Below are 21458 nucleotides of genomic sequence, written 5' to 3'. Positions count from 1 at the left end.
ACTCGTCGGCTCGGCATCCTCGCCCTGCTGCTGCTGCTGGTGTGCAGCGCCGTCCCGATGCACGCCCGGCGGAGGCGGGCGGGACGAGACGCCGCCCCCCTCCACCCCTCGACCTCCGATGAGCTCCCGCCGCAGGGGCACCCGGACTGAGGCGGCGGTCACCGCGGCGGCGTGAGCGGGAGGGTCACGGTCGCCACCGCTCCCCCGGTGCCGGCACGGTTGGCGAGCGTCACGTCTCCGCCGCCCGCATGGGCGAGGGCGCGGACGAGCGCGAGCCCCAGCCCGCTCCCCTCGGCACCGGCCGCCCGGCGCTCCGCGGCCCGGGTGAAGCGGTCGAACGCCCGGGGCAGGAAGTCGGCCGGCACCCCGGTCCCCGTGTCGGAGACCGTGAGGACGAGGCGGTCGTGCTCCTGCTGGATGCGCACCTCGACGGATCCCCGGCTCGTCGCTCGGAGTGCGTTCGTGGTGAGGTTGTCCACGATCCGTCCGAAGGCCAGGGGGTCGAGCCGAACCCACGCCGCCTCGTCGATGTCGCCCCCGATCTCGAACTCGACGTGCGCCTCGTCGCCGGCGAGCGCGCGGGCCCGATCCACCGCGACCATGGTCTCCGAGAGCAGCCCGCCGACGGTCCCGTCCTGGGCGGCGGCGACGGACGGCGAGCCGAGCTGGGACAGCTCGAGCAGCTGTGTGGTGAGACGCGAGAGGGCCGCGACGTCGGATCGGGCCTGACGGACGGCCTCGGCGAGGGCATCGGCATCTCCCACATGGCGTTCGGCGAGATCGAGACGCGTGGTCAGCACTGCGAGCGGCGTGCGCAGCTCGTGGCTGGCGTCGGCGACCATCCGTCGTTCGCGCTCTATCCCGTCCTGCTGGGCGTCGAGGAACCGGTTCAGCGTCGCCGTGAGCGCGGCGAGCTCGTCACGACCGCGCTCCTCGGGCAGCCGGCCCGGGGTTCCGGCGCTGCTGATGCGATCCGCCGCCGTGCGCAGCCGCCGGACGGGCCGGAGCGCGGCGCGGACGAGCAGCCACGACCCGAGCGCCACGAGCAGCAGCAGGACCGGCGCGGTCAGGAGCAGCACGCGGGCGACGGCGCTCACCGTGCGGTCCGCCCCGACGCTGCTCCGCACCGCCCAGAGGCGCCACGTGCCGCGCGGATTCGTGACCGTGGCCGCCACGGCCACATAGCCGACCCCGCCCTCGTGGACGCGCGCGGCGTCGCCACTGCTCGCCCGCACAGCGGCGAGCAGGCCGGCCGGAACGGTGTCCACGACGGTGCGGCCGTCGGGGCCGATCACGAGGACCTGCTCGCCCCGGTTCGGCACGTCGGGCTGCTCGTCGGGCTGGTTCCTCAGATCCGCGATGTACGGCTGCAGCTCCGCCTTCGCGAGATCGGCGATCGACGTGCCGGCGATGCGGTGCAGCTGCTCGCCGACGACGACGCCGAGCAGTGCGAGCACGATCGCGGCGATGGCGACGCTGCCGAGGGTGACCCGGGCCTGGATGGAGGAGAGCATCCGCGCTCAGGCAGCCGGATCGAGCCGGTAGCCGACGCCGCGCACCGTCGTGATCACCGCGGTGGTGCCGGAGGCGGCGAGCTTCTTGCGCACGTAGCTCACGTACTGGTCGACCACGGAGGGGTCGAACTGCTCGGGCGGACCCCACACCTCGGCGAGCAGGGTGCTGCGCGGCACCACGGTCCCCGCGTCCACGGCGAGGGTGCGGAGGAGGGCGAACTCCTTCATGCTGAGCGCGAGCGGGCGGTCGCGGCACCGCGCTCGAGCGGCCAGCGGGTCGATCTGCAGGTCACCGACGGTCACGACGGCAGGCATCCGCTGCTGTCGCCGAAGGAGCGCGCGGACCCGGGCCCGGAGCTCGGCGGCCTCGAACGGCTTCGCGAGGTAGTCGTCCGCGCCGGAGTCGAGGCCGGTCACGCGGTCGGTCAGCCCGCCCCGCGCCGTGAGCAGCAGCACCCCGATGTTGACCTCGTGCTTGCGGAGGTGACGGCAGAGCTCGAAGCCGTCCATACCGGGGAGCCCGACGTCGATGACGGCGGCGTCCAGCGGGCTCTGGGTGGCGAGGGCGAGGGCTGTGATCCCGTCGCCCGCGGTCGCCGTGTCGTACCCGTCGGGCGCGAGGACCTGCTCGATCAGGACGCGCATCCGCGGCTCGTCCTCGACGATCAGCACCCGAGCCATCCGTCACCGCCCTTCCGCACGCCGGACCGCCCGTGCAGTCGAACGCATTCTGGCCGAGCCGGCACTGAGGACGGACGGAATCGGCAGGTGGGCCGCTCAGACCCCCACGGAGTCGGCCACCCGGCGCAGCGTCGCCGAGCGGACGCACAGCACGATGGCGAGGCCCCAGATCAGGAAGGCGAGCACGACGTGGATGGGGATCACCCAGTCCAGGCCCAACGTCGTGATGGCGTGCCCCGACAGCCACTGGCAGACGATCGCGACGAAGAGCAGGGTCGTCCACAGCCAGAGCCGCGGCGCCGAGCTCCGCATGCGCACGTATGCGAACGCCGCCGTCGCGAGGGCGAGGAGCATCACCGGGTAGGCGATGAAGCCGTGGAGGTTCGTCCACGCGTCCACCGACCCGCCCTTCTGGTTCACGAACTTCCCCGCCGTGATCGACTGGAGAAGGATGGAGAGGGCCGTGAGGCCGATGAGGACGGCGTAGGTGCGCCGGGTGGCAGGCGGCAGGGCCTCCTGGCGTGCTGGTGGGGTAGCGGTCCGCGTCTGGGTGGTCACGGCGACAGCGTCGGCCGCCCGGCTTCGTGTCGGCCCCGGTGACGCCGCGTGTCGATCGGGTAGTCCCCGCCCGTCGGTGGGGAGCGCTGCCGGCGCTGCTGCCCGTCGCCGGCGGCGGTCGGGCGCCGCCATGCGGATCCGGCCGGCAGCGGGGAGCATTCCGGACATTCGAGGTTTCGAAGGATGGGGGCCCCTCATCGGCGCCTCATAGGGAACGCATCGGGGCGGAGTAGGACCTCCGGTGAGACTCGACCACGTGACCGAACCCGTCCGCCGCACCGTGCACGCCGAGCCCGTCATGGGCACCGTCGTGTCGCTCGACCTCCGCGGGTCCGGCGACCACGCCGCGGCGATCGGGGACGCCGTCGCCTGGTTCCACGAGGTCGGCCGCCGGTTCAGCCCGTACCGCCCCGACAGCGAGGTGTGCCGCGCCGGCCGTGGCGAGCTCGCGGAGCGCGACCGCTCCCCCGAGCTGGTCGAGGTCCTCGAGGCGTGCGACGCGGTGGCGCTGTCGTCCGGTGGGGCCTTCAGCGCCTGGCGGGACGGCGGGCTCGACCCCTCGGCCTACGTGAAGGGCTGGTCCGCCCAGCGCGCCGCCGCCCTGCTCCGGGCGCACGGCTGCGCCGACTGGTCGATCAACGCCGGTGGGGACGTCCTGCTCGCCGGGCGGCCGGCGCCCGGCACGACCTGGGTCGTCGGCGTGCAGCACCCCTTCGACCGCGAGGCGATCGCCACCACGGTCCACGGGACCGACCTCGCCGTCGCGACGTCGGGCACCTATGAGAGGGGCGAGCACATCGTCGACCCGGCGACCGGGCACACCGTGCATGTCGCGGTCTCCGTCACCGTGATCGGCCCCGACCTCGGCCTCGCCGACGCGTACTCGACCGCGGCCTTCGCGCTCGGCGAAGCCGGCCCGGCCTGGGTCGCCGGCCTCCCGGGCTACGACTCGTACACGATCTGGGCCGACGGGCGGGTCACCGCGACCGCCGGGTTCCCCACCTCCGTCCACGGTGTGCCGGTCACGATGGTGCCGCACGCCGCCGGTCTCCTGGGAGCGGCATGACCACCACGGAACAGGCCCCGGACACCATGAGCTTCACCGCCCTGCCGCCGCGTCACCGGCCGAGACGGATGCCCGCACCCGGCCGTCCGATCGTGGTCGACGTGCTCGCCGCCCTCGCGGGACTCGGCCTCGGCATCACGATCGCGCTCGGCGTCTCGGCCCAGTCGCTCTCCAGCATCAGCACCGTGCCCGGCGCGATCACGGCCGTCGGCCGCATGACCGGGCTGCTCGCCGGCTACGCGATGCTCGTCACCGCGGCGCTCTCGGCCCGCATCGGTCCGCTGGAGCGGGCGATCGGCCAGGACCGGCTCATCCGCTGGCATCGCACGCTCGGCCCGTGGGGCCTCTACCTGCTGCTCGGCCACGTGGTGCTGATCACCGTCGGCTACGCGGGTCTCGCGCAGACCGGGATCCTCGCCCAGCTCTGGCAGCTCATCCTCACGTACCAGGGGATGCTCGGCGCCACCGTCGCGACCCTGCTGCTGTTCCTCGCCGGGATCACCTCGTACAAGCGCGCACGCCGCCGCTTCAAGTACGAGACCTGGTGGAGCATCCACCTCTACACGTACCTCGCCCTGCTCTTCGCGTTCGCGCACCAGGTCGACAACGGCGCCTCGTTCGCCGGGCATCCCCTCGCGACGATCTGGTGGACCGCGCTCTGGCTCGGGCTGCTCGCAGCCGTCCTCTACTGGCGCTTCACGGTGCCCGTGATCCGCTCGCTCCGCCACCGGATCCGCGTGGCCGCAGTCGTGCGGGAGAACGACGACGTCGTCTCCGTCGTGCTCGAGGGGCGACGACTCGACCGTCTCCCGGTTGCAGGCGGCCAGTTCTTCCAGTGGCGCTTCCTCACCCGAGGCGCCTGGTGGGAGGCCCACCCGTTCTCGCTGTCCCACGTGCCGCACCGGGACCGCATGCGCATCACCGTCAAGAACCTCGGCGACCACAGCGGCGACCTCGCCGCGATGGCGATCGGCACGCCCGTCTTCATCGAGGGGCCCTACGGGCGCTTCACGGCCGACGCCGCGGTCAACCCGAAGGTGCTGCTGATCGGCGCGGGTGTCGGCGCGACCCCGTTGCGCAGCATCCTGCAGGACCTGGACGAGCATGCGGACGTCGCCGTGCTGCTCAGGGCCCGCAGCCGAGAGCACCTGGTGCTCGTCGACGAGATCGCGGACGAGGTCGAGCGGCGATCCGGCCGGCTCTGGGAGGCGCTCGGCACCCGTGATCAGGTGCGGATCACCGCGTCCACCCTCCGGAAGGCACTCCCCGACGTGCACCAGCGCGACGTCTTCATCTGCGGACCCGAGGCGTTCACCGCGGCGATCGCCGCCGAGTGCCGCCGGGCCGGGATCCCCGACGCCCGCATCCACTTCGAGTCCTTCGTCTTCTGAGAGGCCACGTCATGCGACGCGCACCCATCGTTCTCACCGCGACCGTTCTCGGCACCGCCGGCGTGCTGCTCTTCAAGCCGCTCCCCGTCTCCAGCCTCACGGGCACGAGCTCGGCGAGCAGCGACAGCAGCGCCTCGTCCAGCTCCCCGGACAGCACCTCCTCCTCGTCGAGCGCCGCCGCGTCGCCCTCGAGCAGCGCGTCCGCGAGCTCGAGCGCCGGCTCCGGCTCGAGCTCGACGAAGGCGATCTCGACGACCGCCACCGGCGCCTTGGAGACGGACCGCTACGGGAACACGCAGGTCAAGGTCACGATCACCAAGGGCAGGATCACCGAGGTCACCGTGCTCGCCTACAACGACGGCGACCCTCGGTCGGCCGAGATCAGCCAGCAGGCGATCCCGCTGCTCCGCCAGGAGGTCCTCAGCAAGCGGACCGCCGCCGTCGACGCGGTCAGCGGCGCGACCTACACGAGCAACGCCTACGAGGCCTCGTTGCAGTCCGCGCTCGACAAGGCCGGGTACACGTCCCCCGACGGGTCCAAGGCGAACACCGACCTGTCGTCCGCGGACGCGAACCTCTTCGGCCACTGACCCCGTCGGGCGCGGACGCCGGTCAGCCCGCGAGGTGCGCGGCCGCGAGGGCACCCCATCCGCGCACCTGCTCGGGGTCGTCGGCGACGACCAGCCGCGCATGCGGCAGCACGCCGGCGAGGTACTCCGCCGATGAGGTCGGATGGTTCGCATCGGTCGTCCACGCGAGCACGAGCGTCTCATGCGGCAGCGCGGCGAGGGTCTCCTCGTCGGGCAGGTCGCTCGACGCGGCTCCCCTGAGCACCGACGGCAGCACCTCGAGGCCGACGGGGATCCGGCGCGCGCGGGACCACCCGCCCCGGTCGAGCAGCGGTGCCGACGGGAAGTGGTCGACGAGGCGGGTCCACGCCTCCGCCCCGCGCAGCTCGATGAGGGCGGCGGCCGCGCGGTAGAGCTCGGCCTGCTCCGTCCGCTCCGCGCGCACGGTCGGCGGGATCACGAGCACGAGCCGCCGGAACCGCTGCGGCTCCCGGGTCACCGCCCAGAGCAGCGTTCCGCAGCCCGTGGACTCGGCGATCGCATCGAGCGGATGCTCGTCCGTCGCCACCGTGTCCGCGACGGCCAGCAGATCGTCCGCGAGCGCCGGCCACCGGTAGTCGTCCGCGTCCGCTTCCCCGGTCGACTCGCCGTGACCGCGGGCGTCGAAGCGGATGAGCCGCCGGCCGAGGCCGGTGACCGGCGACCAGTCGAAGACGCCGATCTCGTCCTCGAGCTGACGGCTCGCGAGGAAGGAGTGGGCGACGAGCACGCCCGGCGCCTCGGACGGGTCGCCGGTCACGGCGTAGGCGATCCTGGACCCTGGGCGGTCGATGTAGGCAACCACGGGAACGGATCCTAGAGGTGGTCGGGTGAGGCGATTCCGGGAGCCGCCGCGTCCGCGCGTCGCACCGGCCTCCTGCCTGTGCGACGATGCGTGCGACGGCTCGGGCACCGCACCACCCGGCCGCCTCGCCCGTCGTGCACCACGGGCGTCCTGCGATCCACGGGAGGGACGATGCTCGACCCCGTGGGCAGCGGGAGCACCGCGCGCATGCTCTCCGGCCGGTACCGGCTCGGCCCTCTGCTCGGTCGCGGCGGCGCGTCGACCGTCTACCGGGCCAGGGACACCCTGCTCGGCCGGGAGGTGGCGATCAAGCTGTTCGCGGCGAGCGCCGTTCGGCCGGAGGACCTGCAGGCGCAGCAGGGCGAGGCGCGCCTCCTCGGGTCGCTCAACCATCCAGGGCTCGTCATGCTGCTCGACGCCGGCGTCGACTTCGACGCGAAGGGCGAGCCGCAGGTCTACCTGGTGATGGAGCTCGTCGAAGGCTCCGACCTCCGGGAGCGGCTCCGCCGCGGCGCGCTCGAACCCGTCGAGGTCGCGTATCTCGGCTGGGACATCCTGCTGGCGCTCGACCACATCCATCAGGCCGGCATCGTGCACCGCGACATCAAGCCGGCCAACGTGCTGCTCGTCGAGACGCGGCATCGGCCGCCCAGGGCGAAGCTCGCCGACTTCGGGATCGCCCTGACCCACGCGGACCAGCAGGACCCGGGCGAGTTCACCACGGGCACGGCCGCCTACCTCAGCCCGGAGCAGGTCGAGGGGCGGCTGCTCGGCCCGGAGACCGACGTGTACGCGTTCGGCCTGGTGCTGATCGAGGCGTTCACCGGCCGGCCCTGCTTCCCCGGCGGCGTGACCGACAGCGCGCTCGCCCGCCTCGACCGGGACCCGGTGATCCCCGCCGATCTGCCTGCCGACCTCGCTCAGGTCGTGCGCCGGATGACGGCGCGGAACCCGAGGGACCGGCCGGCCGCCGCGGACGCGATGGAGCCGTTCCGCGCCCATGTCGCCCAGTTCCTCGGCGCCGTCGAACCCGCCCGAGACCCGGAGTCCGACCGGCTCGACGCGGTGCGGCGCTACAACCTCCTCGACACCCCGCCGGACGGCGCCTTCGATCGGATCACCGCGCTGGCCGCCCGCCTCTTCTCCGTGCCCATGGCGATCGTCACGGTGGTCGACGAGGACCGCATCTGGCTGAAGTCGCACCACGGCATCGCGGTCGAGGAGGTGCAGCGCCAGCGGGGATTCGCGCTGAGCGGCGGCCTCCACGAGGACACGCTCGTCATCGAGGACGCTCGCAGCGATCCCCGCGTCGCCGGGGCTCCCATGGCGGGCGACGACGTCCGCTTCTTCGCGGGGGTCCCGCTGATCACCCCCGACGGGCAGAACATCGGCTCCTTCGCCGTCCTGGATCGGGAACCCCACGCCTTCCCGCCCGAGTCCGTGGCCACGCTCGAGGACCTCGCCGCGATGGTGCTGCACGAGATGGAGCTGCGGCTGGCCACGCGCCGCATCGTGATGGGGCGGGAACCCGACCGGCCGAGAGGACGCACGGGCACCGGATGAGCGAGCCGGTGGAGGTCAGCGCGCTCGCGATCAATGTCACGATCCCGGTGGAGCTGCGCTGGACGGACTCCCGCCGCGGGCAGGAGTTCGTGCTGCAGACGCTGAACGTGCGCCTGCTACCGGACGGGCACCTCGCGGTGAAGGCCTACGGACGGCCGAGCGGCGGCGGGCGGGCCGGCTACGTGCCGTTCCCTGTGCCCGACGACGAGCGCTTCACCGCCCTCGTCGGGGCGGCGGCGGAGCGGGCCGCGGTCCTCTGGGCGGCGCATCGCGGCCTGGCGTAGCGCCGGATGCCCCAGGAACCTGGGGCTTGCCATTCGCGCGCCACGGATCGATGATCCCAACGTGATGGTCGCATCCGGCGTCGAGGGGCTGTTCCGATCCGTTCCGCCCTGCCCGCACTGCGCGGGCGAGTTCCGAGTCGCGAAGGCGGACAGCACGCGCTACCTGCTCTGCGCCGACTGCGGGCTCGTGCGCATGCTGCCGTTCGCCGCGCTGAACCCGGGCAGCTCCCTCATCGACGTCTTCCCGCGGCCGACCGCGGTCTGATCTCCGCCGGCTCGGCACGCACTGCCCGGCCCGGTCCTGCTGCGAAGGGCGCTGCAGCTGCTCGCGGCGCGATGCCGCTGGGCCGCACTCAGAGCCCGAGCAGCGCCTCCGCGAGCCTGTCGCCGAACCCCGTGGGCACCTCGAGGACCACGCGGTGGCGGGTGCCTGGCAGCGCCGGATAGCCGATGAACCGGCTGCGGAGGTCGGCGATGGTCTGCCCGCGCCCCGGCCCCTCCGTCGTGTCCACCTCCACGGGCACGACCGGAGCGAGCGTCGGCTCGAGCTCGCCGAGCGCGACGGCCGCTGCGAGCGGGTCGTGCAGCGCGCAGGACGGCCGGCCGAGCACGGGGGTGTAGTAGCGGAAGTACGTGCCCAGCATCGCCCCGAGCGCACGGGCGACGGGCGGCCCCTCGAGCAGCGCGTCGAGGTGCCGCTGCTCGAACCGGGCCTCCATCGTCACGTCGAGGCCGACCACGGTGACCGGCCACTCGGCATCGAGCACCCGCGCCGCGGCGAGCACATCGTTGAAGATGTTCGCCTCGGCGACCGCGGTGACGTTGCCCGGCACGAGCGCGGCCCCGCCCATGATCGTGACCCCGGCCACGAGGGACGGGAGCTCCGGATCCGCGTCGAGGGCGAGCGCGAGGTTCGTCAGCGGGCCGACGGCGAGCACGTGCAGCCGGCCCGCGTGCTCCCGGGCCAGTCGGGAGAGCATCGCCGCGGCCGTCTCGCCGGTCGGCGCCGCGTCGCTGCGCGGGAGCACCACGTCGCCGATCCCGTTCGCGCCGTGCACGCCGGGGGCGCCGCCGTGGAACGAGCCGCGGATCGGGTCGTGGGCGCCGACCGCGACGCGTACGTCGGCGCGGTGCGCGAGGGCGAGCACGTCCAGCGTGTTCCGGGCGCCCAGCTCCGCCGACACGTTGCCGCTCACCGAGCCGACCCCGACGAGCTCCGCTCCCGCCGCCACGAGGTAGCCGAGCGTCAGGGCGTCGTCGATCCCGGTGTCGCAGTCCAGGTAGATCGGCGCCGGCTCACGCGGCCGGGGCAAGGAACTCCCGCCAGTCGGGCTGGGGCCGCTCGACGCCGCGCACCAGCCAGGTGGTGCCGTGCGGCACCCGCGGGGTCACCCGCATCGCCCAGCCCATCTCCGCGGGCGTGCGATCGCCCTTCGTGTTGTTGCACGTCAGGCAGCAGGCGACGAGGTTCTCCCACGAGTCGGCGCCACCACGCGAGCGCGGCAGCACGTGGTCGATCGTCGTCGCCCCCTTGCCGCAGTAGCAGCAGCGGAACTCGTCCCGGCGCAGCACGCCCCGACGGGTGACCGGCACCCGTCGCGCGCCCGGCATCCGCACGTAGCGTGTGAGCAGGATCACGCTCGGCCGGTCCCACGAGCCCGAGGACCCGAAGACGGGATGGGCCTCATCGGCGGCGACGACCGTCGCCTTGCCGTTCAGCACGAGCACGAGCGCCCGTTTGAAGGACACCACCGCGAGCGGTTCGTATCCGGCGTTCAGGACCAGGGTGCGCATCGGCGTTCCTCTCGAAGCGGCCTGCACGGCTTGCAGGGGTTCGACTCGAATCGATCCGACCAGGGGCGCGATGCGCGGCATCGCCGGAGCGCACGGGCCCCGGAAACGAAGAAAGGCGCCGTCCGACGGACGACACCCTTGCACTGCTGCGCGACGGCGCTATGGTCAGCGCCCCGGAACAGGCGCTCCGCAGGCCGGTGAGCGTGGACCGCTCCCACCTGCGTGCACTCATCCCGATGCCCTTCCGCCGGATCGGGATCAGGCTAACCCGTCGGAGCGACAGGACGCCGTGCTTCTCCGCGAGACGGAATGCGACCGTGATCGACCGCGGGGAGCCCGGCGCGCGCACCGCACCCGCGAACCGCCGCCCGCGCCTCCGCGCGCATCGCCGCAGCGGCGCTACTTGACGGCGAAGCGCACGAAGTGCACGTCCGACGACCAGAGCGGCTGCTCCCGCACGTTCGCACCGGGGTACGGCGCGTGGAGGATCATCCCGTTGCCGGCGTAGAACCCGTCGTGCGATTCGTCGTTGAAGATGACGACGTCACCCGGCTGCGCCTGGGCCTCGGTGATCGGGGTCCCGATCGCGTCCTGCTGGTGCACGGAGTGCGGCAACGAGACGCCGAACTTGGCGTAGACGTACATGATGAAGCCGGAGCAGTCGAAGCCGCTCGGGTCCGCGCCCCCGAACACGTAGGGCACACCCTGGTACTGGAGGGCGGTCGCGAGGACCCCCGAGAGGCCGGACCCCGACGGCACAGCCCTGGCGGCGAGCTGCGCGGCGGTCGGGCCGGTGTAGGCGGAGTAGGCCTTCGCGAGCGCCGCGCGCTTGAGCTCGGCCGCGCTGGTGGCGGTCACGGCGTCGCGGGTGACCTTGACGCTCCGCACGTCCGCGGCGACCTGCGGCAGCTGCTGGTCGCCGCCGGTCGTCGTGTCGATGCCCTGCGAACGCTCGGCGCTGCGGGTGCCGTGGCTGGGATCGAAGGCGTAGGAGGGGAGGGCCAGCGTCGCGACGAGGCCGGCCGCGAGCGTCATGACGACGGCGGAGAACACGACCCGGGAGCGGGTGCGCCGCGGGGCGACGGGGACGGATGCGGTCCGTGCCGCGGGCCGGACCGGAACCGTGGTGCGGCGGCCGGCGTGCTCAGGACGCCGGACCGAGCGCGGGTCGACGGCGTCGAGGCGCGCATCGCGCATCGCTCGCCGGGACGGCAGCGGGGTGACGGTCGGTGTCTGCTGAACACCGTTCGGCGTTCCCCATCCGTGGGATTCGGCCATGGTGGATCCTCCCGGTCCCGCGGCCGATCGGGCCGTCCTGTTCGGTGCTGCTCGCGCGGTTCCGGCGTTCACGAACAGGCGGGGGGACACCGTGATCGCCGTGCCCGAGGACCTGGCTGGCCGTCGAGCAGGGCCCAACGTAACGAAATGCCAACGGATCGCCGGGCGACACGCTGAACCTTCGATCTAAAGTCGAAGGTGCGCCCCTCAGGCCGCGACGAAGACGTGCGCGGCGAGCTCGGTGGGCAGCACGAGCGCGTCCTCGAAGCCGTCGACCTCGAGCCGCACGCCGCCGGGAACGGCGCTCGCGGTCGCCGTCGCGCCCGGCAGGACGCCGGTCGCCTTCAGTTGTCCGAGTTGCGCCGGGTCGAACTGGGCGGGCTCAGCGAGCCGGCGGATGACCACCTGCGTCGGCCCGTCCTGCGCCGCCACGTGCGGCACGAGCGACACCACGCCCTCGAGGAACCGCGCCGAAGGCGGAGCGCCGAGGTCGTCGAGGCTCGGGATCGGGTTGCCGTACGGCGACTCGGTGGGGTGCCCGAGCAGATCCACGAGACGGCGCTCGACCTGCTCGCTCATCACGTGCTCCCAGCGGCACGCCTCGTCGTGCACGTACTCCCAGTCGAGCCCGATCACGTCGCTGAGCAGCCGCTCGGCGAGGCGGTGCTTGCGGAGCACGTGCACCGCCTTCACCCGGCCCTCCGCGGTGAGCTGCAGGTGCCGGTCGCCCGTGAGCACCACGAGACCGTCGCGCTCCATCCGCGCCACCGTCTGCGAGACGGTCGGTCCCGAGTGGCCGAGGCGCTCCGAGATGCGGGCCCGGAGGGGGACGATGTCCTCCTCCTCGAGGTCGAGGATGGTGCGCAGGTACATCTCGGTGGTGTCGACGAGGTCCGTCACGGCGGGCGCGCTCCTTCCGTGGGGCCCCGGCGGGCCGTGGTCGATCCTACTTGCGCGCCCGGACCCGGACGGCGCAGCCCCACCCCGGCCCGCCGGCGCGACAGCAGGACGATGCCGCGGCGGCAGGACGAACGGGCCCGAATCGTCCTGCCGGAGCGGCCGGGTCCCGCTGACGCGGCCGTGCGAGCGCAGCACCGGCCTTCGCGTCGTCTCGCGTCGGCGTGATCGGCGGCATGGACGGCGCGCCGGTAGGCTTCCGTGCTCGTGGCGAGCCTCACCATCCCGGCCGATCTCCTTCCCGCCGACGGCCGCTTCGGCTGCGGTCCCTCGCGGGTGCGGACGGAGCAGGTCGACGCCCTCGTCGCCGCGGGCCGCACACTGCTCGGCACGTCGCACCGCCAGCGGCCGGTCAAGTCGCTCGTCGGATCCGTCCGCCGCCGGCTCGCCGCCGTGCTCGGCGCCCCGGAGGGCTACGAAGTCGTGCTCGGCAACGGGGGATCGAGCGCGTTCTGGGACGCGGCCGCGTTCGGCCTCATCGAGCGGCGCAGCCAGCACCTCGCATTCGGCGAGTTCGGTGCGAAGTTCGCCGCCGCCGCCGGGACCCCGTGGCTGGAGGCGCCGAGCGTCCGATCCGCCGACCCCGGCGCCCGGCCGGAACCCCTCGTCGAGGACGGCATCGACGTGTACGCCTGGCCGCACAACGAGACCTCGACCGGCGTGACGGCGCCCGTGCAGCGCATCGACGCACCCGGGGCCCTCACGGTGATCGACGCGACGAGCGCCGCGGGCGGCATCGCCTTCGACGCCGGCGAGGCGGACGTCTACTACTTCGCGCCGCAGAAGAACATGGGGTCGGACGGCGGCCTGTGGTTCGCGCTCTGCTCGCCCGCCGCGGTCGAGCGGATCGAGCGCATCGCCGCATCGGGCCGGTACATCCCCGAGTTCCTCAGCCTCGCCGCGGCGCTGACGAACTCCCGCCTCGACCAGACCCTGAACACGCCGGCGATCAGCACCCTCGTGCTGCTCGACGAGCAGCTGCGGTGGATCGACGAGCAGGGCGGGCTCGCGTGGGCCGCGCACCGCACCGCGGAGTCGTCGACGATGCTCTACGACTGGTCCGAGCGGGTGGCGTACGCGCGCCCGTTCGTCGCGCGCCCGGAGGACCGCTCCCCCGTCGTCGTGACGATCGACTTCGAGGGCGTCGACGCGGCGGCCGTCGCCGCAGCGCTCCGCGCCAACGGGGTCGTCGACACCGAGCCGTACCGCAAGCTCGGCCGCAACCAGCTGCGCATCGGCACCTTCGTGTCGGTCCCGCCGGCCGACGTCGCGGCCCTCATCGGCTGCATCGAGTACGTCGTGGAGCGCCTGCCCCGCATCGGCTGAGGCGTCAGGCCGGGTCCGGACGCCCCTCGGTGTGCCCGCCGTCGGCAGGCTCGGCCTCGCCGTCCTGCTCGACCGAGGGCTGCTCGACGTCGACCTGCTCGTCGCCGGTGGGCTCGTCGTCATCCTCGGTCAGGTCCTCGAACTCGACGCCGTCGAGCTCGAGCGCGTCGGCGTCCACGTCGTCCAGGTCCTCGTCGAGGTCCTCCTCGTCGTCCTCGTCGTCGTCGTCGTCGAGATCCTCCGGGCCGTCGACGGGCTCGTCCGGATGCGTGCGGCGGTACTCGGCGAGCCGCTCGGCCCACGGCACCCAGGGAGGCGCGACGAGCGCGCCCTCGCCGGGCACCAGCTCCACCTCCAGCACGGTCGGCGCCCCGTCGTCGATCCGCGTCGTCGAGACGGTCCACCGCCAGGCCACGTAGCCGGGCAGGCGGCAGGCGAACACCAGGTCGCGGACGCCGGGCGCAGGCTCCGTCACCTCGATGAGCTCGCCGACGGAGGTGGGATCCGTCACCTCGGCGAGCGCCTGCAGGGCGAGCGCCGTCCGATCGTCCTGAAGCACCGACACGCGACGCTCAGGCGTCGAAGTCGTCGGCGACGCGGCGCAGCAGCGCCGCGATGCGGCGGCCGTGCTCGGCGTCGGGGTACCGGCCGCGGCGCAGGTTCGCGCCTTCGCGGTCGAGCAGCTTGATGAGGTCCTCGATCCTGGCCGCCATGTCGTCGGCGGACGGGCGCTGCAGCTTGTGCAGGCTCGGCGGGTTCTCGAGCACGCGAACCGAGAGCGCCTGAGTGCCGCGCTTGCCGGCGACGACGCCGAACTCGAGCTTCGTGCCGGCCTTCACCGTGGTGCCGGCGGGCAGTGCGGACGCGTGGAGGAAGACCTCCTGGCCGTCGTCACCGCTGATGAAGCCGAAGCCCTTCGCCTCGTCGTAGAACTTGACCTTGCCGGTGGGCATGCTGACCTCGGGGTGGGACGGAAGAGCGAGAGATGCCGGAATCGGCCGATCCAGTGTAGCGGCGCCGGGGCCGGGGCCCGCGGGCGCCTCCCGATAGGCTCCCCGGCATGGCCGCACGACCCGATGAGGACCCCCCAGCGGCGTCCCGCGCCCAGCGGTCGCTCGCCGTCATGGCGGGGACGGTCATCTTCCTCTGCGTGCTCGACATCGCGGTGCTCCTGATCGCCCGCGGGGCGGGGGTCCCCGACAGCGCGTTCCACAGCGGCGTGCTCTCGGTCGTGCAGGTGCTGCCCCTGCCCGGCCTCGTGATCGGGCTGCTTCTCGCCCTCGCGGTGATCGCCGTGGGCGTCGTCGCCCGCACCCGCGGCCACTGACAGCGCGGCCACCGGTCAGCACCAGCGGGCGTACGCCGCAGATCTCGGAACCACACGGTGTCTTGTCAGAGAGCACCCAGGAAGCCCGCAGAGAATCTGCCGCATGGCCGACCAACCACGCGTTCTCATCGTCGACGACGAACCCAACATCCGCGACCTGCTGACCACGAGCCTCCGCTTCGCCGGATTCGCCGTACGGGCGGTCAGCAACGGCGCACAAGCGATCTCAGCGGTGCTCGAAGAAGAGCCGGACCTGATCATCCTCGACGTCATGCTCCCCGACATGAACGGGTTCGGCGTGACGAAGCGCCTCCGCTCCTCCGGGTACACGTCACCCATCCTCTTCCTCACGGCGAAGGACGACACCGAGGACAAGATCACCGGTCTCACGGTCGGCGGCGACGACTACGTGACGAAGCCGTTCAGCCTCGACGAGATCGTCGCGCGCATCAAGGCGATCCTGCGCAGGACCATGCACGCGGAGGAGGACGCCGTCATCCGCGCCGGCGAGCTCACGATGGACCAGGACACCCACGAGGTCACGGTCGGCAACGAGCCGATCGAGCTCTCCCCCACCGAGTTCAAGCTGCTGCGCTACCTGATGCTGAACCCGAACCGGGTGCTGTCGAAGGCGCAGATCCTCGACCACGTGTGGGAGTACGACTTCAACGGCGACGCCGGCATCGTGGAGTCGTACATCTCGTACCTGCGCCGCAAGCTCGACGCGCACAGCACGGAGCCGATCATCCAGACGAAGCGCGGCTTCGGCTACATGCTGAAGGCGGCGAAGGTCTGAGCCGTCTTCGAGGCCGGGCGCACCCGGCTCCATCCCGGCCCGGCTTCGTACACTGACGGCCATCATGCACGCGTCGCTGGCCGAGTGGTGGAACGCCATCTCGCTGCGCACGAAGATCACGGCCGTCACGGTCCTCGTGATGACCGTCGGGCTCGTGGTCAGCGGGTTCGGCACCATGACCGTGCTGCGCAATTACCTGATCCGCGACGCCGACACGCAGATCAGTCAGACGCTGAACCACCTCAGCGCCAGCACGGCCACCGCGGATGAGGCAGCAGTCGCGACGCAGTACGTCTACGCGCACGTCGACGCGTCGGGGAACGTGATCGACAGGAACCCGCAGTGGCGGGCGAACGCGCCGGTGATGCCACGCGTGGACGCCGCCTTCCTGCAGAAGCAGGGCACATCCGCCTTCACGGTGAAGAACGACGCGGGCGCCGCCACCTTCCGGATGGAGGTGCGCCGGCTGCCCGACGGCACGGCGGTCGCGCTCGGCCTGCCCCTCGACACGGTCAACCGACTGATCGCGCAGCTGTTCACGCTGTTCTTCGTGTTCGGGATCGTGGTGGTGCTGCTCGGGGCGGTCGTCACACGGCTGCTCGTCGGCTCCACGTTCGGGCCCTTGCGGCAGGTGGAGCGCACGGCCGCCGCCATCGCCGACGGCGACTTCGGGCAGCGGCTCGGCAACACCACGCCGAACACCGAGGTGGGCCGGCTGAACCGCTCGCTGAACCGGATGCTGAACCGGATCGACGGCGCGCTGGCCGACCGCGCCCGCACTATCGAGCAGATGCGCCGGTTCGTCGGCGACGCGAGCCACGAGCTGCGCACCCCGCTGGTCTCGGTGCGCGGCTACGCGGAGCTGTACCGGATGGGCGCCCTGCAGAGCCGCGAGGACATCGCGCAGGCGATGGACCGCATCGAGCGGGAGGCGGTGCGCCTCGGCGCGCTGGTCACCGACCTGCTCGCCCTCGCCCGGCTGGACGAGTCGCGGGAGCTGAAGCGCACGCCGGTCGAGCTGCTGCCGCTCGCGCACGACGCGGCGCTCGACGCGCGGGCGCTCGCCCCGAAGCGGATGATCCGGGTGATCGCCCACGACCCCGAGATGCCCACCGGAGCGATCGAGATCCTGCGGCCCGTGATCAGCCAGGACGAGTCCGAGGCCGCGCTGACCACCGCCGCGCGGCTGTTCCGGCGGAACGGCGCCCCCGCCGACTCGAGCATCACGGGATCGATCCGGCTCGCGAGCGCCCGGCTCCTCCGGGCGCGGCGGCGCGCCGACGAGCAGGCGGACGACGAGGCCCGAGTCACCTCGTCGATCTCGGGCTCGGTGCGACCCGTGGTGCTCGCCGAGGAGGACAAGCTCCGGCAGGTCCTCACGAACCTCATCGGCAACGCCATCCGCTTCACGCCGGACGACTCCCCCATCGAGATCGCCACCTACGTCGATCGCGTGCGCTCCCGGGCGGTGCTCGAGATCATCGACCACGGCGACGGCATCCCGCCGCAGATCCGCGACAAGATCTTCCAGCGCTTCTGGCGCGCCGACTCCTCCCGCACCCGGGACACCGGCGGCGCCGGCCTCGGTCTCGCGATCGTGGCCGCGATCGTCAACGCGCACGGCGGCGACATCGGCATCTCCGAGACGCCCGGCGGCGGTGCCACGTTCCGAGTCACGCTTCCGCTCCTCCCCACCCAGGACGACGAGCCGGAGGTCGAGGTCGACGAGGACTCCGACCAGGACGCGGCCGTCGCCTGACTACCGTCCCTCCCCGTCGCGCCGCACGGCGCGCAACGACGGAAGGAGCACGCGGATGACCCGCTATACGGTGGACAGCGACGAGGTGGCGAGCGCCGCCGCGGCGGTCGGCGCGACCGTCGGCCGGCTGCAGGGCGAGGTGAACGCGCTGCAGGGGCAGCTGGGCGCGCTGCAGGGCTCGTGGACCGGTCAGGCCGCGGTCGCGTTCCAAGGCGTCGTGCAGCAGTGGCGCACGACGCAGACGAACCTCGAGCAGGTGCTGTCGAGCATCGACCGGGCGCTCCGCACGGCGGCGCAGCAGTACGCCGACATCGAGGTGGCGAACGCCCGCCTGTTCGGCTGAAACGCGCTGCCGGGTCGGCGGTCCGCTTCGGACATGACGGGCGAGTGGGCGTTCGAGGCGGAGCCGACTTCTCGGCTCCGCGCGCCCATCTCCCGGATCCGCCTGAGTCGACCCGTCGGCCCGCACCCCCAGGAACGGGAACGGGCCGGGCATCCCGAAGGACGCCCGGCCCGTTCCGCCGTGGGTGGTGTGGCCTAGAAGTCCATCCCGCCACCGGCGTCGCCACCGGCGTTGACCGGCTGACGCTCCGGCTTGTCGGCGACGACCGCCTCCGTGGTGAGGAACAGCCCCGCGATCGACGCGGCGTTGAGCAGCGCGGAACGCGTGACCTTCACCGGGTCGTTGATGCCCGCGGCGAGCATGTCGACGTACTCACCGGTCGCGGCGTTGAGGCCGTGACCGACGGGCAGGCCGCGCACCTTCTCGGCGACGACACCCGGCTCGAGACCGGCGTTCAGCGCGATCTGCTTGAGCGGGGCCTCGATGGCGACCTTGACGATGTTGGCGCCGGTCGCCTCGTCACCGGTGAGCTCGAGCGACGCGAACGCCGTCTTGCCCGCCTGGATGAGGGCGACTCCACCACCGGCGACGATGCCCTCCTCGACGGCCGCCTTCGCGTTGCGAACGGCGTCCTCGATGCGGTGCTTGCGCTCCTTCAGCTCGACCTCGGTCGCCGCGCCCGCCTTGATGACGGCGACGCCGCCGGCGAGCTTGGCGAGACGCTCCTGGAGCTTCTCGCGGTCGTAGTCGCTGTCGGTGTTCTCGATCTCGTTGCGGATCTGCTGCACGCGGCCGGCGATGAGGTCGGCGTCACCGGCGCCGTCCACGATCGTGGTCTCGTCCTTCGTGATGACGACCTTGCGGGCCTGGCCGAGCAGGTCGAGCGTGACGTTCTCGAGCTTGAGGCCGACCTCCTCGGAGATCACCTGGCCGCCCGTGAGCGTCGCGATGTCCTGCAGCTGGGCCTTGCGGCGGTCACCGAAGCCCGGCGCCTTGACGGCGGCGGACTTGAAGATGCCGCGGATCTTGTTCACGATCAGGGTCGCGAGCGCCTCGCCCTCGACGTCCTCCGCGATGATCAGCAGCTGCTTGCCGGTCTGGATGACCTTGTCGACGATCGGCAGCAGGTCCTTGATGTTCGAGACCTTGCTGTTCACGATCAGGATGTACGGGTCCTCGAAGACCGCCTCCTGGCGCTCCGGGTCGGTGACGAAGTACTGCGACAGGAAGCCCTTGTCGAAGCGCATGCCCTCGGTGAGCTCGAGCTCGGTGCCGAAGGTGTTGGACTCCTCGACGGTGACCACGCCCTCCTTGCCGACCTTGTCGATCGCCTCGGCGATGATGGCGCCGATCTGCTCGTCGCCGGCGGAGATGGACGCGGTCGCCGCGATCTCCTCCTTGGTCTCGACCTCCTTGGCCGAGGCGAGCAGCTCGCGCGAGACCGCCTCGACGGCCTTGTCGATGCCGCGCTTCAGGCTGATCGGGTCGGCGCCCGCGGCGACGTTGCGGAGGCCCTCGCGGACCAGCGCCTGGGCGAGCACGACGGACGTCGTGGTGCCGTCTCCGGCGACGTCGTCGGTCTTCTTGGCGACCTCCTTGACGAGCTCGGCGCCGATCTTCTCGTACGGGTCCTCGAGCTCGATCTCCTTCGCGATGGAGACGCCGTCGTTCGTGATGGTCGGGGCGCCCCACTTCTTCTCGAGCACCACGTTGCGGCCGCGCGGGCCGAGGGTGACGCGCACGGCGTCAGCGAGCTGGTTCAGCCCGCGCTCGAGACCGCGTCGGGCCTCCTCGTCGAAGGCAATCATCTTCGCCATAAGTGTTTGTCGTCCCTCCTGGACGTGACGGATGGGAGGCGGGCGTGGCCTCGGAGCCGTGCCCGCTTTGGCACTCGACAGATCGGAGTGCTAATCCATCTTGGCAGTCCACCCGGTCGAGTGCAAGCCGACACAGCCCACGCCGGGATTCACCGCCGGCGGGACGGCGGCCGGCCGGGAAGGGGGCGAGGAAAGGCGCCGCGGCGCCGTCGACAGCGCGGTGGCGCGGGCTCAGGCCGGGTGGACGGCCTCCGCCTGCGGTCCCTTCGAGCCGGTGCCGACCTCGAACTCCACCCGCTGCCCCTCCGCGAGGGTGCGGTAGCCGCTCATGTCGATCGCGGAGTAGTGGACGAAGACGTCCTGGCCCTCCCCGTCCACGGTGATGAAGCCGTAGCCCTTCTCGGAGTTGAACCATTTGACGATGCCGGTGGCCATGACGCCGCTCCTACGTGAGTCCGCCGGACCTCGTGCACCGCGTCCGGGATCGCGACGAATCTAGTGAGCGGGAGGACACCCCAGACAGGGGAAGGGCGATCCGACCCCGGATCTCAACACCGCCGTAACCGACCGGAAACGAGCGGACGGCCCACCGATCAGTGGGCGGCGGCGTAATCCGCGCCGAGCACGACGGTCAGGCGCGACTGCCCGGGCACCGCGAACTGCTGCGAGAGGGCGGTGCGGGTGATGCCGAGCGACTTCGCGAGGCCCGCCGCCGCTCCGGCCTGTGATGCCGTCGTGTAGTACACGGTCGTCGCCTTCACATCCGTCGCACTGGCGTTCGCGGTCGAACCGACCTTCCAGCCGGCCTTGACGAGCATGCTCTCGGCGCCGGCCGCGAGGCCGTTCGCAGTCGTCGCGTTGAGCAGCACCACATCGATGTTCGGATCGACGGTCGGCGTCGGGGCTGCTGCGGTCGGCGTGGTCGGGACCGAGCCGACGTTGCTGATCCTGCCCTCGATGGCACCGAGGCCGAGCACGCCCGCGCCGACGAGCACCCCCGTGGCGAGCGCAGCCCACGCGAAGGCGACGAAGCCGCGGCCGGCGGGACGTGGTGCGCGATGGGCTCCGACGCGAGCGAGATCGGCGGGGACGTCGTCGAAGCGGTCGCGCGGTGTGGTGGCCATCGCCTTTCGGGGGTGGTCTGTGAAGGCCGTGCCGAGGATCGGCACGGCTCCCGTGGCGCTCAGCTCGAGTGCCGGCGCAGCAGATCGGCGCGCCGTACCGTTCGGGCGTCGCGAAGGCGCTGGAGGCGCTTCACGAGCATCGGGTCCTCCTGCAGGGCCGCCGGCGAATCGATCAGCGCCCCGAGCAGCTGGTAGTAGCGGGCGGCGGAGATGCCGAACTCCTCGCGGATGGCCTCCTCCTTCTGGCCGCCGTGCTTCCACGACGACCGCTCGAAGGCGAGCATCGCGAGGTCGCGCGCGCTGAGCTCGGGCAGGTGCCGCGTCGCGTCAGCGTGGTCGTCGGTCACGTGCCACCGCCTTCCTCGACCCATCGGGCCGGCCACCGCCTCCGGAATAGGAGCGATGCTAGGAGCGCTCCATCACGAGCGGGTGGAGCGACAGGCCGACGCGCCGAAGATGCGTCGATC

The 21458-nt window shown here is 72.3% G+C and carries 25 protein-coding genes; 11 read left to right on the top strand and 14 right to left on the bottom strand.

Going from position 1 to position 21458, the window contains the following annotated elements; genetic code table 11:
• Positions 1 to 158 precede the first annotated feature (158 nt).
• From JWQ92_RS04785 to JWQ92_RS04775, 3 genes are all read right to left on the bottom strand, one after another.
• Positions 159 to 1514: a HAMP domain-containing sensor histidine kinase gene (locus tag JWQ92_RS04785; protein ID WP_297343319.1), complete on the bottom strand. Its 1356-nt coding sequence runs from the start codon at positions 1512 to 1514 to the stop codon at positions 159 to 161.
• Positions 1515 to 1520: 6 nt separating this feature from the next.
• On the bottom strand, positions 1521 to 2195 hold the full coding sequence (locus JWQ92_RS04780; protein ID WP_297343318.1) for a response regulator transcription factor: 675 nt from the start codon (positions 2193 to 2195) through the stop codon (positions 1521 to 1523).
• Between the two features lie 96 nt (positions 2196 to 2291).
• Positions 2292 to 2753 carry a hypothetical protein gene (locus JWQ92_RS04775; RefSeq protein WP_297343317.1) on the bottom strand — a complete coding sequence of 154 codons (462 nt, stop codon included), beginning with the start codon at positions 2751 to 2753 and terminating at the stop codon, positions 2292 to 2294.
• 256 nt (positions 2754 to 3009) lie between these two features.
• Here JWQ92_RS04775 and JWQ92_RS04770 point away from each other — a divergent pair, with 256 nt between their 5' ends.
• From JWQ92_RS04770 to JWQ92_RS04760, 3 genes are read left to right on the top strand one after another with little or no spacing between them, the layout of a single operon-like run.
• Positions 3010 to 3819 (top strand): FAD:protein FMN transferase, encoded by an 810-nt coding sequence (locus JWQ92_RS04770; RefSeq protein WP_297343316.1) that lies wholly within the window; start codon positions 3010 to 3012, stop codon positions 3817 to 3819.
• Entirely contained in the window at positions 3816 to 5210 is a 1395-nt protein-coding gene (locus JWQ92_RS04765) for a ferredoxin reductase family protein (protein WP_297343315.1), read from the top strand. Before JWQ92_RS04770 ends, JWQ92_RS04765 begins: the two co-directional genes overlap by 4 nt.
• 11 nt (positions 5211 to 5221) lie before the next feature.
• A complete protein-coding gene (locus tag JWQ92_RS04760; protein WP_297343314.1) occupies positions 5222 to 5800 on the top strand; it encodes an FMN-binding protein in 579 nt (192 codons plus the stop codon).
• Between the two features lie 22 nt (positions 5801 to 5822).
• Here JWQ92_RS04760 and JWQ92_RS04755 read toward each other — a convergent pair whose 3' ends face one another.
• Positions 5823 to 6623 (bottom strand): alpha/beta fold hydrolase, encoded by an 801-nt coding sequence (locus JWQ92_RS04755; RefSeq protein ID WP_297343313.1) that lies wholly within the window; start codon positions 6621 to 6623, stop codon positions 5823 to 5825.
• 171 nt (positions 6624 to 6794) lie between these two features.
• On the opposite strand from JWQ92_RS04755, the gene JWQ92_RS04750 reads away from it, so the two are divergent.
• The 3 genes from JWQ92_RS04750 to JWQ92_RS04740 all read left to right on the top strand — a co-directional run bounded on the left by JWQ92_RS04750 (position 6795) and on the right by JWQ92_RS04740 (position 8735).
• The gene (locus JWQ92_RS04750) at positions 6795 to 8186 is read left to right on the top strand and encodes a GAF domain-containing serine/threonine-protein kinase (RefSeq protein ID WP_297343312.1); all 1392 of its coding nucleotides are present in this window, start codon (positions 6795 to 6797) and stop codon (positions 8184 to 8186) included.
• Entirely contained in the window at positions 8183 to 8470 is a 288-nt protein-coding gene (locus tag JWQ92_RS04745; protein ID WP_297343311.1) for a hypothetical protein, read from the top strand. The genes JWQ92_RS04750 and JWQ92_RS04745 overlap by 4 nt, the downstream gene beginning before the upstream one ends.
• Positions 8471 to 8531: 61 nt before the next feature.
• Positions 8532 to 8735, top strand: a complete 204-nt coding sequence (locus JWQ92_RS04740) for a hypothetical protein (RefSeq protein ID WP_297343310.1) — start codon at positions 8532 to 8534, stop codon at positions 8733 to 8735.
• 88 nt (positions 8736 to 8823) lie between these two features.
• On the opposite strand, the gene JWQ92_RS04735 is transcribed toward JWQ92_RS04740, so the two are convergent.
• From JWQ92_RS04735 to JWQ92_RS04720, 4 genes are all read right to left on the bottom strand, one after another.
• Positions 8824 to 9783, bottom strand: a complete 960-nt coding sequence (locus JWQ92_RS04735; protein WP_297343309.1) for a nucleoside hydrolase — start codon at positions 9781 to 9783, stop codon at positions 8824 to 8826.
• Positions 9767 to 10264 carry an HNH endonuclease gene (locus JWQ92_RS04730; RefSeq protein WP_297343308.1) on the bottom strand — a complete coding sequence of 166 codons (498 nt, stop codon included), beginning with the start codon at positions 10262 to 10264 and terminating at the stop codon, positions 9767 to 9769. Before JWQ92_RS04730 ends, JWQ92_RS04735 begins: the two co-directional genes overlap by 17 nt.
• A 399-nt stretch (positions 10265 to 10663) precedes the next feature.
• Entirely contained in the window at positions 10664 to 11542 is an 879-nt protein-coding gene (locus JWQ92_RS04725; protein WP_297343307.1) for a C40 family peptidase, read from the bottom strand.
• 207 nt (positions 11543 to 11749) lie between these two features.
• Positions 11750 to 12442 carry a metal-dependent transcriptional regulator gene (locus tag JWQ92_RS04720; protein ID WP_297343306.1) on the bottom strand — a complete coding sequence of 231 codons (693 nt, stop codon included), beginning with the start codon at positions 12440 to 12442 and terminating at the stop codon, positions 11750 to 11752.
• Positions 12443 to 12706: 264 nt separating this feature from the next.
• Here JWQ92_RS04720 and serC point away from each other — a divergent pair, with 264 nt between their 5' ends.
• A complete protein-coding gene (serC, locus tag JWQ92_RS04715; protein WP_297343305.1) occupies positions 12707 to 13825 on the top strand; it encodes a phosphoserine transaminase in 1119 nt (372 codons plus the stop codon).
• A 4-nt stretch (positions 13826 to 13829) separates the two neighbouring features.
• Here the strand turns inward: serC and JWQ92_RS04710 are convergent, their stop codons facing one another.
• Complete coding sequence (locus tag JWQ92_RS04710) at positions 13830 to 14390, bottom strand: DUF3027 domain-containing protein (RefSeq protein ID WP_297343304.1); 561 nt, start codon at positions 14388 to 14390, stop codon at positions 13830 to 13832.
• A 7-nt stretch (positions 14391 to 14397) separates the two neighbouring features.
• Positions 14398 to 14778 (bottom strand): cold-shock protein, encoded by a 381-nt coding sequence (locus tag JWQ92_RS04705; protein WP_297343303.1) that lies wholly within the window; start codon positions 14776 to 14778, stop codon positions 14398 to 14400.
• Between the two features lie 107 nt (positions 14779 to 14885).
• Here JWQ92_RS04705 and JWQ92_RS04700 point away from each other — a divergent pair, with 107 nt between their 5' ends.
• From JWQ92_RS04700 to JWQ92_RS04685, 4 genes are all read left to right on the top strand, one after another.
• Positions 14886 to 15152, top strand: a complete 267-nt coding sequence (locus JWQ92_RS04700) for a hypothetical protein (protein WP_297343302.1) — start codon at positions 14886 to 14888, stop codon at positions 15150 to 15152.
• Positions 15153 to 15255: 103 nt separating this feature from the next.
• Positions 15256 to 15948 (top strand): response regulator transcription factor, encoded by a 693-nt coding sequence (locus JWQ92_RS04695; RefSeq protein ID WP_297343301.1) that lies wholly within the window; start codon positions 15256 to 15258, stop codon positions 15946 to 15948.
• A gap of 64 nt (positions 15949 to 16012) precedes the next feature.
• Positions 16013 to 17707 (top strand): cell wall metabolism sensor histidine kinase WalK, encoded by a 1695-nt coding sequence (locus JWQ92_RS04690; RefSeq protein WP_297343300.1) that lies wholly within the window; start codon positions 16013 to 16015, stop codon positions 17705 to 17707.
• Between the two features lie 55 nt (positions 17708 to 17762).
• The gene (locus JWQ92_RS04685; protein WP_297343299.1) at positions 17763 to 18050 is read left to right on the top strand and encodes a WXG100 family type VII secretion target; all 288 of its coding nucleotides are present in this window, start codon (positions 17763 to 17765) and stop codon (positions 18048 to 18050) included.
• A gap of 194 nt (positions 18051 to 18244) precedes the next feature.
• Here the strand turns inward: JWQ92_RS04685 and groL are convergent, their stop codons facing one another.
• The 4 genes from groL to JWQ92_RS04665 all read right to left on the bottom strand — a co-directional run bounded on the left by groL (position 18245) and on the right by JWQ92_RS04665 (position 21338).
• Positions 18245 to 19867, bottom strand: coding sequence for a chaperonin GroEL (gene groL, locus JWQ92_RS04680; RefSeq protein WP_297343298.1), 1623 nt, complete (start codon positions 19865 to 19867; stop codon positions 18245 to 18247).
• A 231-nt stretch (positions 19868 to 20098) separates the two neighbouring features.
• On the bottom strand, positions 20099 to 20302 hold the full coding sequence (locus JWQ92_RS04675; protein WP_297343297.1) for a cold-shock protein: 204 nt from the start codon (positions 20300 to 20302) through the stop codon (positions 20099 to 20101).
• 158 nt (positions 20303 to 20460) lie between these two features.
• On the bottom strand, positions 20461 to 20991 hold the full coding sequence (locus JWQ92_RS04670) for a LytR C-terminal domain-containing protein (RefSeq protein ID WP_297343296.1): 531 nt from the start codon (positions 20989 to 20991) through the stop codon (positions 20461 to 20463).
• A 59-nt stretch (positions 20992 to 21050) separates the two neighbouring features.
• Positions 21051 to 21338, bottom strand: coding sequence for a DUF3263 domain-containing protein (locus JWQ92_RS04665; RefSeq protein ID WP_297343295.1), 288 nt, complete (start codon positions 21336 to 21338; stop codon positions 21051 to 21053).
• Positions 21339 to 21458 lie beyond the last annotated feature (120 nt).

Source organism: Amnibacterium sp., assembly GCF_025463795.1.
GTDB lineage: Bacteria > Actinomycetota > Actinomycetes > Actinomycetales > Microbacteriaceae > Amnibacterium.
This window is presented reverse-complemented; position numbering and strand designations above follow the sequence as displayed.

Bases quoted from the DNA above. Each gene is read 5' to 3' on its own strand.
- JWQ92_RS04700 (WP_297343302.1), top strand. From the start codon at position 14,886: ATGGCCGCACGACCCGATGAGGACCCCCCAGCGGCGTCCCGCGCCCAG.
- JWQ92_RS04760 (WP_297343314.1), top strand. From the start codon at position 5,222: ATGCGACGCGCACCCATCGTTCTCACCGCGACCGTTCTCGGCACCGCC.
- groL (WP_297343298.1), bottom strand. From the start codon at position 19,867: ATGGCGAAGATGATTGCCTTCGACGAGGAGGCCCGACGCGGTCTCGAG.
- JWQ92_RS04765 (WP_297343315.1), top strand. From the start codon at position 3,816: ATGACCACCACGGAACAGGCCCCGGACACCATGAGCTTCACCGCCCTG.
- JWQ92_RS04785 (WP_297343319.1), bottom strand. From the start codon at position 1,514: ATGCTCTCCTCCATCCAGGCCCGGGTCACCCTCGGCAGCGTCGCCATC.
- JWQ92_RS04675 (WP_297343297.1), bottom strand. From the start codon at position 20,302: ATGGCCACCGGCATCGTCAAATGGTTCAACTCCGAGAAGGGCTACGGC.
- JWQ92_RS04730 (WP_297343308.1), bottom strand. From the start codon at position 10,264: ATGCGCACCCTGGTCCTGAACGCCGGATACGAACCGCTCGCGGTGGTG.
- JWQ92_RS04670 (WP_297343296.1), bottom strand. From the start codon at position 20,991: ATGGCCACCACACCGCGCGACCGCTTCGACGACGTCCCCGCCGATCTC.
- JWQ92_RS04750 (WP_297343312.1), top strand. From the start codon at position 6,795: ATGCTCGACCCCGTGGGCAGCGGGAGCACCGCGCGCATGCTCTCCGGC.
- JWQ92_RS04725 (WP_297343307.1), bottom strand. From the start codon at position 11,542: ATGGCCGAATCCCACGGATGGGGAACGCCGAACGGTGTTCAGCAGACA.
- JWQ92_RS04705 (WP_297343303.1), bottom strand. From the start codon at position 14,778: ATGCCCACCGGCAAGGTCAAGTTCTACGACGAGGCGAAGGGCTTCGGC.
- JWQ92_RS04780 (WP_297343318.1), bottom strand. From the start codon at position 2,195: ATGGCTCGGGTGCTGATCGTCGAGGACGAGCCGCGGATGCGCGTCCTG.
- JWQ92_RS04685 (WP_297343299.1), top strand. From the start codon at position 17,763: ATGACCCGCTATACGGTGGACAGCGACGAGGTGGCGAGCGCCGCCGCG.
- JWQ92_RS04745 (WP_297343311.1), top strand. From the start codon at position 8,183: ATGAGCGAGCCGGTGGAGGTCAGCGCGCTCGCGATCAATGTCACGATC.
- JWQ92_RS04690 (WP_297343300.1), top strand. From the start codon at position 16,013: ATGCACGCGTCGCTGGCCGAGTGGTGGAACGCCATCTCGCTGCGCACG.
- JWQ92_RS04695 (WP_297343301.1), top strand. From the start codon at position 15,256: ATGGCCGACCAACCACGCGTTCTCATCGTCGACGACGAACCCAACATC.